This window comes from Streptomyces sp. NPDC055287 (assembly GCF_053646035.1).
In genome coordinates this window covers 386,149-397,876 of record NZ_JBSHNE010000003.1, presented here as the reverse complement: position 1 = coordinate 397,876, position 11,728 = coordinate 386,149, and the positions used below count along the sequence as shown (strand labels likewise).

Sequence of the window (11,728 nt, the reverse complement as noted above, 5' to 3'; positions counted from 1 at the left end):
ATGAACAGCATCAACAACGAGCCGCCCGGCGTCGGCTCCTCCGCCGCGTCCGGGATGCCGTCGGCGCCCCATGAACTTCCCGACATGCGCGGGCTCATGGGCAGTTTCCCGACCGGTGTGTGCATCGTGACGTCCATCGACGAAGGCGTGCCCTGGGGAATGACCTGCACCTCGCTGTGCAGCGTGGCCCTCGATCCGCCGACACTGCTCGTCTGTCTGCGTCAGGGCAGTCCGACGCTGGGCGCCGTCCTCGGCAGCGGGTCGTTCGCCGTCAACCTGCTGCACGACGAGGCCCAGTCCTCCGCCGAGCTGTTCGCCTCCGGTGCGCACGACCGTTTCGAACGCATCCGGTGGGAGGCGGAGCAGGGCGCCCGGGGGCCGCACCTGGTGAAGTCGGCCCACACGATCGCCGACTGCGACGTCAGCGAAGCGAGCCGGGTGGGCGACCATGTCGTGATCATGGGCCATGTCCGGCGGATCACGCGGCTCACGTCGCAAAAACCCCTGTTGTACGGACTGCGGCGCTACGCCACGTGGCCCGAGGCCGTGGCGGACAGCCAGCCGTACCTCGACTTCATCAACTGACGACCAAGAAGCAGGACACCACCAAGAAGCAGGACACGAGCAGCGAACTGAGCAACCTCGAAGTCGCGTCGGGGCGGCCCGCGTTCCTACGATCGATGCGACGGCCGACGCCGCCCAAGGCTCTGTTCCCGTGCCGTGCCCTGCCGACCAGAGGAGACGATGTGCCCGCATCCCAGGACGCAGCCAGGCCTCAGGAACGAATCAGAGCCGATGTGTGTGTCATCGGCTCCGGCATCGTCGGACTGATCAACACCCTCGCCCTGGCGAAGCGCGGTCTGTCCGTCGTCTGCGTCGACCAGCCCACCGAGAAGCAGCAGTCCAGTTACAAGGTCGGCGAATCCCTGCTGATCTTCTCCAACGCCTTCCTGCGCACGCTCGGAGATCTGGACGACTCGCTCAGCAACTCGTTCCAGAAGGCCGGGTTCTGGATGGCCCACGGTCTCGAGGGGCGCACCGCCTTCGACGACTCCGTGTCCGAATGGGGATTCCAGAGCAAGCTTCCCGAGCGCTGGATGGACAAGTTCAACAACGCGTTCTTCCCCCGCGTGATGTTCCAGGACTCGCAGATCGTCCGGCCCGAGATCGAGGCGGAGTTGCGGGAGCGGGCGCGCTCCACCAAGGGCGTCACCTTCCTCGATCGCGGTCTCGTGCGCGACATCGAACTCGGCGACGACACCGCCGACCATGTGCTCACCTGGAGCTCGCGCGACAAGAAGGAGAGCGGCGAGATAGCCGCCCGCTGGATGGTCGACTGCTCGGGCCGGGCACGGCTGCTGGCCCGCCGCTACGGTCATGACCTCCCGCTGGACGAGGAGTTCAGGACCACCGCTGCCTGGGCGCAGTTCTCCAACTGCTCCGACGACTTGTTCGACGAGCGCTGGAACTATCACTTCCCCGACGGAGACGTGGCACAGAGGGACCGCAACACCCTGCACCTGTGGGGCGACGGTTACTGGATCTGGATCATCCGGCTCGGCGGCGACCGGGTCAGCGTCGGCGTGACCTATCACCGTGGCCGGCCGCCGGAGGACGGCAACGCCCGTGAGGTGTTCTGGAAGGTCCTGCGCAGGTATCCCATGCTGGAATGGCTGACCGAGGACAACGTCCTGGAGTTCAGTGCCTACCGTGACGTCCAGCACTGCACCGACACCTTCGTCTCGCCGAAGCGCTACGCCATGGTCGGAGACGCCTCGTCCATCATCGACGCGTACTACAGCCAGGGCATATCGCTGTCGATGACCACCTCCTGGCACATCGCCAACATCGCCCAGCGCGACATCCAGGAGAGCGCGCTCGACATGGCGTACCTGGACCATGTCAACCGTGCCGCGACCGCGGACTGGCGCATCATGCGCTCCATGGTCCGTTCGAAGTACAGCCCGGCCATCGCCGACAGCCGTTTCTTCATCCTCGATCACCTGCTGGACCTGATGATCTTCGGGGCGGCCATGCTCGCCCGGTTCCGGGCCGCTCGCTGGCTGATCGAGACCGGCGGGCACACCAGCGAGGAGACGGCCGAGCACGAACGGTTGCGCGAAGGGCTGAGCCGGCGCCTGTTCCTGTCGCAGTCGGCGCCCTGGCACCGGGTCGATCCGCACGTGGTGGCCGGACTGGTCGAACGCTGGCACCAGAGCCTGGAGCGGCGTGCCGTGTGGCGTCTGGACAGTGGTGTCCGGCTGCCGGCGACCAAGGCGGGGATGCGGGCGCACGCGGCGCTGCCGGGCATCTGGAAGCTTCCCTTCGGCGGACGGCCCGGCGCGGTCGACCTCACGCTGCCCGCGCCGTCGAGGGAGCCGGAGTTCCTGCAGGTGAAGGGGGACGAGTACCGGCCGGTGCACATGGCGGTCTCGGGTACGGCCCTGCTCACCCTGGCGTCGATCGCCACGTTCGTCGACATCGCGGACACCCAAGTGCGGAGGCTGCGGGGGCTCGGCGGGTCGCTGCGCAGGCGCCGGACGGGGTGGCGCTGAGGTGCCACGACGGACAGTGTCCGGTTCGGGACACGATGTGTAGTGTGGTTACACATGAAGGCGGAAACCCTGAGAGGGAACCTGGAAGGGATGCTGCTGTCTGTGCTGGAGCCTGGACAACTGCATGGATACGCGGTGATCGAGGAGCTCAAGCGGCGAAGCGGTGACGCGATCAACCTGCCCACCGGGACGGTGTATCCGGCGCTTCACCGGATGGAGGCCGCCGGGCTGGTCGGCAGCGAGTGGTCGCGTCACAACGGCCGCCGCCGCCGCAACTACTTCCTCACCACCGCCGGACGCCGTGCCCTGGCCGACAAGCGCATGGCCTGGCAGGAGGTCTCTTCCGTCATCTCGGTCGTGCTGGGAGGGGAGGCGTGATGGAAGCGGCGGTACTGCAGCGCTACACCGACCGTCTGGCGCGGCATCTGGTCGGGCCGGACTCCCGGCGGACCGCGATCATCGACGAGGTGCTGGACGGTCTCCAGTGCGCGGCCGAGGGCAATCTCGACGACTGCCCCGACGCCGAGGAGGCCGCGCACAGAGCCGTCCAGGAGTGGGGGTCGCCGAGTGAGGTGGCCCGCGCCTACAACGACGCCACGCTGCGCATCAGCGCGAACCGGCTGTCCATGCGGGCGGTCTGCGTGCTGCCGCTGCTGGCGGCGACCTGGGCGTGCGCCCTGCTGGGAGGCCCGGCCGGGCCCTGGGCGTACCGTCATCCGCCGACGCTGCTGATGGGGCTGTCGATCGTGGCGTTCGGCTGTGTCCTGTCACTCGCGGGGGCACTGTCCGGGCTGCGCAAGGGCAGCGGCATCGCGGCGGCGGCGGCCGAGCGGGACCAGACGGTCACCACCGGCACGTTGGCGGCCCTGATCGGCCTGCTCTGTGTGCTCGGGGCGCTCGTCCTCCTGCTGCTCAATCGCGGTCTGAGCCATCCCGAGTCCCTGGACTGGCCGATGGTCTCCGTCCCAGCCACCATCACGCTCCTCTCGGGCGCCTATTTCGGGCTGTCCCTGAAGCGTTTCCTGTCCGTGGTGCGGGGGGCCGGCTCGCCGCAGTAGCCCGTTCCGCCCAAGCACGGTCCGGTACTCCGGTACGAACGGCCCGGCACGAGAGCTCCCGGCGGGAGCGACACCTTATCCGGGTGGCGCTTCCGCCGGGAGCTCTGTGCGTGTCCGGGGCGGCGGCGACGCCAACTCGCTTACTGCGCCGAGGGATTGCTGTTGCGGAGCCGCAGTCGGCGGGCTACCTTTGCCTCGATAGGTAGTGTGGCTACACAATAGCGTCCCTACAGGAGGTTCAACCGTGGAGCGCATGACACGGTGGGTACTTGCCCATCGATGGCCCGTGGTCCTCGTCTGGCTGGTGCTCTTCCTTGTCGGGGGCGCCATGTCGAGCGGCACGATCGACAAGCTCACGTTCGAGTCGCGGCTCCCGGACAAGCCTGCCCAGGAGGCCAACGACACCTTCGCCCAGCGCTTCGCGCAGACCGGCGGGAAGAACGCGCCGCTGCTGCTCGTGGTGACCGTGCCCGAAGGCACCACCGCGGACAGCGCGGACGTGCGCGGACAGTGGGGCGACCTGATCGCCAAGGTCACTCCGCAGGGCGGTCGCAGCGTCTCGTACACGAGCACCGGCGACGACTCCCTGCTCTCCGAGGACAAGCGGACCACCGTCGCGCTCGTCTACCCGCCGGCCAACCCGTCCAACGTGCCCTACGAGCAGTCGCTGCCGGCCATAAAGAAGACCGTCGAGCAGACGAAGATCGCCGGTGCGCAGGTCGAGCTGACCGGCCAGCCCGTCCTCTCCGGCCGGGACAGCGGTGCCGAGCGCAGTCCGATCTACGAGACCCTGATCGGCGCCCTCGGCGCCCTCATTGTCCTGGCCCTCGTCTTCACCAGTGGACTTGCCATCGTGCCGCTGCTGATGGCCGCGGTCGCCATTCCCACCACGTTCCTGCTGGTTCGCGGCATCACCGGCATCACCGACGTGTCCTTCATCGTCCAGTACCTGGTCGCGCTCATCGGTCTGGGCATCGCCATCGACTACGCCCTGCTCGTCGTCACCCGCTGGCGGGAGGAGCGCAACAAGCCCGGTGCGGACGGCCCCGAGCCCGAAGCGCGGAAGGAAGCGATCGTTCGCTCCGTCGCCAGCGCGGGCCACGCGGTCGCGCTCAGCGGAGCCACTGTGGCCATCTCGCTCGCGGCCCTCGTGGTGCTGCCGGTGCCGTTCCTGCGCAGCGTCGGGTACGCCGGCCTGCTCATCCCGCTCGTCAGCGTCGCCGTGGCCCTCACCCTGCTGCCCGTGCTGCTGTACGCCTGGGGCGACAAGCTCGACCGGCCGCGCCGCACGCACCGCCCCGACAGCAAGATGTGGACGCGCATCGCCCACGTCACCACGCGCCGGCCGCTGCTCTGCGCGGTGCTCAGCGGCGCGGTCCTGCTGGCCCTGGCGGCCCCGGTGCTGGCCCTCCGGCTCGGCCAGCCGGCCACCTCGACCCTCGCGCAGGGCGGGCAGCCCGCCGCGGCGTTCGAGCGGATCGTCGACGCCGGCTTCGGCGAGGGCATCGCTCGACCGGTCGAGGTCATGGTGGACTCCGGCTCCGCCGACGACATGAACGGCAAGCTCGGCGGCATCGAAGGCGTCGCCGGCTCCGTCGCGCCGCAGGACTGGCAGCGCGACGGTCAGCGCATCGTCGACGTGTGGACCAAGGCGGACCCGTCGAGCGGGGACGGCCGTGACGCGGTGACCAGCGTCGTGGACACGGCCCGGGAGACACCCGGCGCGCTGGCCGGAGGCGGGCCGGCACAGGACGCCGACTTCATCGACGCGGTGTACGGATCGCTAGGGCTCATCCTGATCTTCGTCGGCCTGCTCACCTTCATCGTCCTCGCACGCACCCTGCGTTCGGTGGTGCTGCCGCTGAAGGCCCTGGTGCTCAACGCGCTGTCCACCTGCGCCGCGTACGGCGTGGTCGTCCTCGTCTGGCAGAAGGGTTACGGCAGCGAGCTGCTGTTCGACACCCCCGCTGTCGGAGCGGTGACCATCTGGGTCCCCATGGCGGTCTTCGCGTTCCTCTTCGGACTGTCCATGGACTACGAGGTGTTCATCCTCCACCGGATCCGCGAGACCCATCTCGACCTGACGGCCAAGGGGGAGACGGACACCGTGATCCCGTCGGTGGTGACCGGCATCAGTCGTACGGGTCGGCTCGTCACCTCCGCGGCGCTCATCCTCTTCCTGGCCTTCACCGCGCTGGCCAGCATCCCGATCACCGATGTGAAGGTGTTCGCCACGGCGCTGGCGGCGGGCATCATCATCGACGCCACCGTTGTCCGAGGCCTTCTCACCCCGGCACTCGTCACGCTGCTGGGGCGGTCCAACTGGTGGTTCCCCCGCTCCTTGGGCCGGTTGCTCGTCACCACCCCCGGACGAGGTTCCGGCTCAAGGTCCCCCTCCGCCTCCTCCGGTGAGGCACCCGCCGGCTCCGAGGAGCCGGCCGGCGAACCGGCCGTCGCCGCCCGTTCCTCGGAGCCGGGCCGACAGGGCCGCTGACCGTGTGAGCCACCGCCCCTCGGGGCGGTGGCTTACGCGTGCTTTCTCTTGCCTTCATCGGCGTCCGCGAGGCTGGTCGGGCGGACGCGCGGCACACCGCGCCGTCCGGGAATCGACGACTGCGAAGGGAACCGACAGTGTCCACACAGAGGCCGAGCTACGACGTGGTGATCCTGGGGTCCGGTATCGCCGGATCCACCCTGGGCGCCGTTCTGGCCCGCAGCGGAGTGAAAGTACTCCTCGCCGACGCGGCCACGCACCCCCGTTTCGCGGTGGGGGAATCGATGATCCCCCAGCTGATCGCCTGGCTGCAGGTGCTGGCCGAGCGCTACGACGTTCCCGAGTTCGAGGCCCTGGCCGATGCGGACACCATCAACGAGAAGGTGAGCAACACCTTCGGCCGCAAGCGGCACTTCGGGTTCATGCTGCACCGCCCCGGACAGGAGCCCGACCCCGCCGAAGGCCACCAGTTCGTCATACCCGACGCCCTGACCTCGGCGAGCCATCTGTTCCGCCAGGACAGCGACGCCTATCTCTTCCGTGTCGCGGTCGGCTACGGATGCGACACACGTCAGCAGTGGCGGGTGGGTGACATCGACCTGGCCGACGACGGTGTGACCTTGACCGGCACGGACGGCCAGGTCGTCCGTGCCCGTTACCTGGTGGACGCCAGCGGCTTTCGCTCACCGCTGGCGGACAAGCTCGGCCTGCGGGAAGAGCCCGCCCGCTTCAAGCACCATTCCCGCTCTCTGTTCACGCACATGGTCGGAGTACGTCCCTTCGACGACGTCGTGGACGTGCCGCAGGAGAGCCGGCCGCCCGTGGCCTGGCACGAGGGCACTCTGCACCACCTCTTCGAGCGCGGCTGGTTCTGGGTCATCCCCTTCGACAACCACGAACTCTCCCGCAACCCGCTGTGCAGCGTCGGCGTCACCCTCGACCCGCGGCTCTACCCCAAGCCCGAGGACATCAGCCCCGAGGAGGAGTTCGCACAGCTGGCGCGGCGCTTCCCGGCGGTGGAACGGCAGTTCGCCGGCGCCAGGAAGGTCCGGGAGTGGGTCTCGACCGGGCGACTGCAGTACTCGTCGAACAAGACGGTGGGGCGGCGCTGGTGCCTGATGTCGCATGCCGCCGGCTTCCTGGACCCCCTCTACTCGCGCGGTATGTCGAACACCTTCGAAATCATCAACGCCCTGGTGCCTCGCGTTCTCGACGCACTCGCGGACGACGACTTCGAGGAGGAGCGCTTCCGCTACGTCGAGGAGCTCGAGCAGGGGCTGCTCGACCACAACGACACCCTGGTCAACTGCTCGTTCATCGCCTTCTCCCACTTCCGTCTGTGGGACGCGGTTTTCCGGGTGTGGGGCAGCGGTAACACCCCCGGCACGCTGCGGATCAACAACGCCCTGCGCTCCTTCCGCGCCGACCGCGACGCGAGTGTCTTTGAAACCCTGGAGAAGGTTCCCCATACCGGACTGTGGTGGCCCGACAGCGACGCTTTCAAGGTGCTGCTGGACGGAATGGCACACGCATGCGAACAGTACGAGGCGAAACTCATCGACGGCGACGCGGCGGCGGACCGAATTCTCGGTCTCATCCGGGAATCCGAGGCGGTCTCTCCTGGATTCGGCTGGAAAGACGTGAACCAGAGGTTCATCTACCCGGACCGGCGCGCGATGACGGATTTCCTCGAGTGGGCGGCCGCCTCGCCCCTCCCGGAACTGAGCACGATCGGCCGCGAGAGCCTCGACGCGCTGAACAGGGCGCAGTCCCGGCCCGCCGCCGCGACTCCGAAGAGGTGAAGGACATGACCGCACGCGACGAGGCCGGCGTCCAGGAGGCCAACAAGGCCCTTGCGCGGTACTGGTTCGAAGAAGGCTGGACCCGGGGAAACGTCGACGTGGCGGACCGGATCTTCGCTCCAGGTTTCGTGCTGGGCGGTGAGCGAGTGGGCCCCGAAGGGCCCAAACGCAGTGTGCTGCGCCGGCATGCGGCCTTCGCGGGGCTCCGGGTCGAGGTCGGGCTCCAGATGGCAGACGGGCCGTGGGTGGCGAGCTGGTACACCATCCGGGCCACGCACGTGGGGGAGTTCGCGGGGGTGGCCCCGACCGGACTGCCGGTCACCTCGGAGGGAATTCAGCTGTGGCGGCTGGACGACGGCCTCGTCGTCGAGGACCACAATGTGTTCGACCTGTGGCGGGTCGTTTCCCAACTGCGTTCGGGAGAAGGGCGTGACGCCGGTCACGCCGGTCCGGAGCAATTAGTCAGGGACCGACGTGGATAATGTTCTTCTCGTACGCGAAAATGACCGCGTGCACGCGGTTGCGGAGCCCCAGCTTCTCCATTACTTTCTGGATATGGGACTTCACGGTGCTCTGACTCAGGGTGAGTTCCTGAGAAATCTCGGCATTGCTGTATCCCCGCGTGATGAGGCGGAACACCTCGATTTCCCGGTCCGTGAGCTGTTCCAGCGGCGAGCCGTTCGTCTCCTGCCGCGCGCTGGGGATCAGTAAGGAGCGCCCGGTGGCCATGATACGGACCGCGGCGGCGAGCTCCTGGGAGCTGCTCCCACTGGACAGGAGGCCTTTGACGCCGGCCTGCAATACCTGGCCCGCCGCCGCGTCCACATCGTTCACCAGGACGAGCACATTGGGGACAGGCGGCGGCTGCGCCCGGAACAGCGCACTGACGCTGGTCAGGGCCTCCGTCGCGTCCTTGTGCGAGTTCACGATGACGACGTCGGGCCGCAGCTCCCCGTACCGGCCGGCCGCGGTGGAGCCGTCCCGGGCGACGCCGACCACACGCAGGTCGGGGCAGTTGTCGAGAATGGTGCGCAGTCCGGTCAGAGAGATCGGGTGGGAATCGACGAGCAGGACGCTGGTGGGTGCCGAGCCTGACATGTGCTCCCCCGGTATGCGTGGACAGGGCTGACCTTGCAGACAGAATAGAGCGGCCGCTGTCGGTCCGATCCGATCCGACGCTTATCCCATATTGGCGAACTGGCGTCACGCCGGTGGCCCGGCCGGAGGCGTTGAGCGGCCCGTATTGAACCTCGATTTCGGTAAGCGGAATGCGAAGAACACCCGCTTCCGGGGCACGGGCCCCGGAAGCGGGTTCGTTCTTTGGTGCCGGTTGTCAGTTCCTCCGGCCGACGACCGCGGTCGTCAACGCGGGAAGCGGGACAGTCCGTTCCACGGTGAAGCCCGCGTCCGTCATCCACGAGGCACACTCGGCCGGCGAGAAACCCCGCGCCTGCGCGGACTGGAGCATCATGATCAGGCTGAGCATCAGGGTGTCCGCCCGGTCGCGCCCGTCGTCGATCATCGTGTCGTAGACGATGAGTGTTCCGCCCTCCCGGACGGCGTCGTGGGCCTTGCGGAGCAGCCGTGCGCGCTGCTCGTCCGGCCAGTCATGCAGTACGCCGCCGAACACGAGGACATCCGCCCGCGGCAGCTCGTCCTCGAAGAAGTCGCCACCCACGAAACGCAGTTGCTTGTCCACCCCGCGCCCGGCGACGAGCTCGTCGAAGTGCCTCTCCATCGACGGACGGTCCAGCACCGTCCCGGTGAGCCAGGGATGCGCGGCCGCCAGACTCGCGGCCAGATTCCCGCGCGCCCCGCCCACGTCCGCGAACGTCGAGTACGCGGACCAGTCGATGACGTCCGTCAGCGCGGGCGCGACGGCGCTGCTGAAGCTGTCCATCGCCGACAGGAACTGCCGCAAGCGCTCGGGGTCGTGGAAGATCCGGGTGAACGGAACCTCACCACCGGCGCCCTGGCCGCGGGCGTTGCCGCTGCGCAGCAGACCAGTGAGCGAGTCGTGGTCCCCGCCCATCAGTTCGCTGGTCATCCGCAGGAAGCCGCCCACGAAACCCGGCCGGTCCGGCAGCAGGTGCCGGGCCGCCCCGGGGCTGTTGCCGTACCGGTCCTCCTCCCGCACCAGCAGCCCAATGGCAGCGAGCGCGTCGAGGAAGTCCCGTGCTCCGCGCGGATGAAGCCCCGTACGGTCGCAGATCTCCTCGGCGCCCAGCCAGTCGTCGCCCAGCACCGTGAACACGCCCAGGTCCATGGCGGCCGTGAGCAGCTTGCTGCGGAAGAACGACCAGCCGACGAACATCACGTCGAAGGGGTCGTGCAGAGGGGGCCGGCCCGAGGAGCCGGACGGGGCTGACAGGGCCCCGTCCGCGACCGGCTCTGGCGTTGTCATCCCCGTCAGCCTCATTCCGTCGGTGTGGGACTGTTTTCGGTCCGTCGGACCGGTACCTCGCCCGCAGAGGTCGGGGGCGAAGGCGGAACCTGCGGCCCTCTCCGGCCTGTCCGGGAACGCAGCCACAACTCCGTAGGGCGTTCGTAGAATTGATAGAGCAGCGCACAGAGTGCTGTGGTGAGCACCAGGGCGAGCAAGACCCAGCCGGCATTCGACCAGTCGGCCTCGACGGGCCGCATATAGAACTCGACGATGCTCTTGCGGTCGAATACCGCCGAGGAGATCTCGAACAGCACGGTGAAGTGGAGAAGATAGAAGGCGTACGACCATTCGCCGAGGGCAACCATGGGCCTGGAGCGCAGCCAGGACGAGCCGCCTGCGATGTCGCGCTGGGCGACGGCGACCACCAGCAGGGCGTAGAGCGGCGCGGTGACCTGACCGAGGGCGTCGAACACGACGTACAGACGCCATGTCTCCTCACGCAGCAGCCAGAGCACGAACAGCCCCCCGACGAGCAGGGCGGAGGCCGAGCGGACACCGAGGGGTGAGCGCCACCCCTTGCGGACCGCGGCCGCCGCGACCATGCCCAGCAGGAACTCCCACACCCGGGCGATCGGCGAGTACGTTCCGAAGATCAGCCCGTCCATGCCCGTGAACGACGGGCGCGGTGTGGGCGGGTAGGCCTGCCAGAGCCAGACCTTGATGCCCCAGCCCACCAGGACCAGCACCACGGCCGCCCAGCCGAGCCAGCGCAGCGAGCGCCGCAGCGTGTACTTGGCGAAGAAGGGGAAGATCGCATAGAAGAACGCCTCGCAGGCGAGTGACCAGGTCACCGGGCTGGTTCCGCCCAGGATCCAGCCGGGCACCCACGCCTGGTACAGCAGGACGGCCGAGAGCGCGATCTTGATCAGCGTGCCGGACTGGCTGTCCGGGGCATCGGGGAGCTGCAGCAGCAGCGGTACCAGGACGCCGATGAGCAACAGCGGCCAGATGCGGGCGAACCGGCGCCCGTAGAAGGGGCCGACCCGGTCGCCGGCCATGTACGTCCAGGTGAGGACGAAGCCGGAGAGCACGAAGAAGAACGTCACACCGGACGAGCCCATGGCGAACACGGCGTCCGTGTGGGGGAGCGGCAGCAGGGTGCTGACGTGGGAGAGGAACACCGCTGAGGCGGCGATCCAGCGCAGGCCCGTGAGGGAGTTGAGCCGGACCGCCGGCCCGGCCACGGGTGCGAGCGCGGTGACGGGTGGGGACTCTCGTCTTTGAGCTGAGGAACTCATGGCAGTTGCACCAGCCATTTCGACGGCGATGGGAAAGAGCGGACCATTTTGTGACGGTGTCGCAAAATGCGATGCGATGTTGAGCCGGTGTAATCGGAGACGAGCCGAGCGTGCGGCCCCATTGCACCACTGGCC

10 protein-coding genes are annotated in these 11,728 nt (G+C 68.3%); 7 read left to right on the top strand and 3 right to left on the bottom strand.

The genetic code is table 11. The annotated features are described in order from the left end of the window. The 7 genes from ACWIHY_RS07925 (at position 1) to ACWIHY_RS07895 (ending at position 8,391) form a co-directional block, all read left to right on the top strand. Complete coding sequence (locus ACWIHY_RS07925; RefSeq protein ID WP_454374752.1) at positions 1-585, top strand: flavin reductase family protein; 585 nt, start codon at positions 1-3, stop codon at positions 583-585. 161 nt (positions 586-746) lie between these two features. Beyond that, positions 747-2,555 (top strand): FAD-dependent monooxygenase, encoded by a 1,809-nt coding sequence (locus ACWIHY_RS07920; protein WP_454374751.1) that lies wholly within the window; start codon positions 747-749, stop codon positions 2,553-2,555. A gap of 90 nt (positions 2,556-2,645) precedes the next feature. Next, positions 2,646-2,933 carry a PadR family transcriptional regulator gene (locus ACWIHY_RS07915; RefSeq protein ID WP_454374750.1) on the top strand — a complete coding sequence of 96 codons (288 nt, stop codon included), beginning with the start codon at positions 2,646-2,648 and terminating at the stop codon, positions 2,931-2,933. Further along, positions 2,933-3,613: a hypothetical protein gene (locus ACWIHY_RS07910; protein ID WP_454374749.1), complete on the top strand. Its 681-nt coding sequence runs from the start codon at positions 2,933-2,935 to the stop codon at positions 3,611-3,613. The genes ACWIHY_RS07915 and ACWIHY_RS07910 overlap by 1 nt, the downstream gene beginning before the upstream one ends. A 253-nt stretch (positions 3,614-3,866) precedes the next feature. Beyond that, positions 3,867-6,107 (top strand): MMPL family transporter, encoded by a 2,241-nt coding sequence (locus tag ACWIHY_RS07905; RefSeq protein ID WP_454374748.1) that lies wholly within the window; start codon positions 3,867-3,869, stop codon positions 6,105-6,107. A 137-nt stretch (positions 6,108-6,244) separates the two neighbouring features. Then, positions 6,245-7,909: an NAD(P)/FAD-dependent oxidoreductase gene (locus tag ACWIHY_RS07900; RefSeq protein WP_454374747.1), complete on the top strand. Its 1,665-nt coding sequence runs from the start codon at positions 6,245-6,247 to the stop codon at positions 7,907-7,909. Positions 7,910-7,914: 5 nt separating this feature from the next. Beyond that, positions 7,915-8,391: an ester cyclase gene (locus ACWIHY_RS07895; RefSeq protein ID WP_454374746.1), complete on the top strand. Its 477-nt coding sequence runs from the start codon at positions 7,915-7,917 to the stop codon at positions 8,389-8,391. On the opposite strand, the gene ACWIHY_RS07890 is transcribed toward ACWIHY_RS07895, so the two are convergent. The 3 genes from ACWIHY_RS07890 to ACWIHY_RS07880 all read right to left on the bottom strand — a co-directional run bounded on the left by ACWIHY_RS07890 (position 8,372) and on the right by ACWIHY_RS07880 (position 11,593). Next, positions 8,372-9,007: a response regulator transcription factor gene (locus ACWIHY_RS07890; RefSeq protein WP_454374745.1), complete on the bottom strand. Its 636-nt coding sequence runs from the start codon at positions 9,005-9,007 to the stop codon at positions 8,372-8,374. The two genes, ACWIHY_RS07895 and ACWIHY_RS07890, sit on opposite strands and share 20 nt — an antisense overlap. A 235-nt stretch (positions 9,008-9,242) precedes the next feature. Further along, positions 9,243-10,313, bottom strand: coding sequence for a methyltransferase (locus tag ACWIHY_RS07885; RefSeq protein WP_454374744.1), 1,071 nt, complete (start codon positions 10,311-10,313; stop codon positions 9,243-9,245). A gap of 11 nt (positions 10,314-10,324) precedes the next feature. After that, on the bottom strand, positions 10,325-11,593 hold the full coding sequence (locus ACWIHY_RS07880; protein WP_454374743.1) for an acyltransferase family protein: 1,269 nt from the start codon (positions 11,591-11,593) through the stop codon (positions 10,325-10,327). Between the last annotated feature and the right edge of the window lie 135 nt (positions 11,594-11,728).

Coding starts and splice junctions, on each gene's coding strand:
- ACWIHY_RS07925 (WP_454374752.1), top strand. CDS start 1: ATGAACAGCATCAACAACGAGCCGCCCGGCGTCGGCTCCTCCGCCGCG.
- ACWIHY_RS07915 (WP_454374750.1), top strand. CDS start 2,646: ATGCTGCTGTCTGTGCTGGAGCCTGGACAACTGCATGGATACGCGGTG.
- ACWIHY_RS07885 (WP_454374744.1), bottom strand. CDS start 10,313: ATGACAACGCCAGAGCCGGTCGCGGACGGGGCCCTGTCAGCCCCGTCC.
- ACWIHY_RS07895 (WP_454374746.1), top strand. CDS start 7,915: ATGACCGCACGCGACGAGGCCGGCGTCCAGGAGGCCAACAAGGCCCTT.
- ACWIHY_RS07890 (WP_454374745.1), bottom strand. CDS start 9,007: ATGTCAGGCTCGGCACCCACCAGCGTCCTGCTCGTCGATTCCCACCCG.
- ACWIHY_RS07880 (WP_454374743.1), bottom strand. CDS start 11,593: ATGAGTTCCTCAGCTCAAAGACGAGAGTCCCCACCCGTCACCGCGCTC.
- ACWIHY_RS07905 (WP_454374748.1), top strand. CDS start 3,867: ATGACACGGTGGGTACTTGCCCATCGATGGCCCGTGGTCCTCGTCTGG.
- ACWIHY_RS07910 (WP_454374749.1), top strand. CDS start 2,933: ATGGAAGCGGCGGTACTGCAGCGCTACACCGACCGTCTGGCGCGGCAT.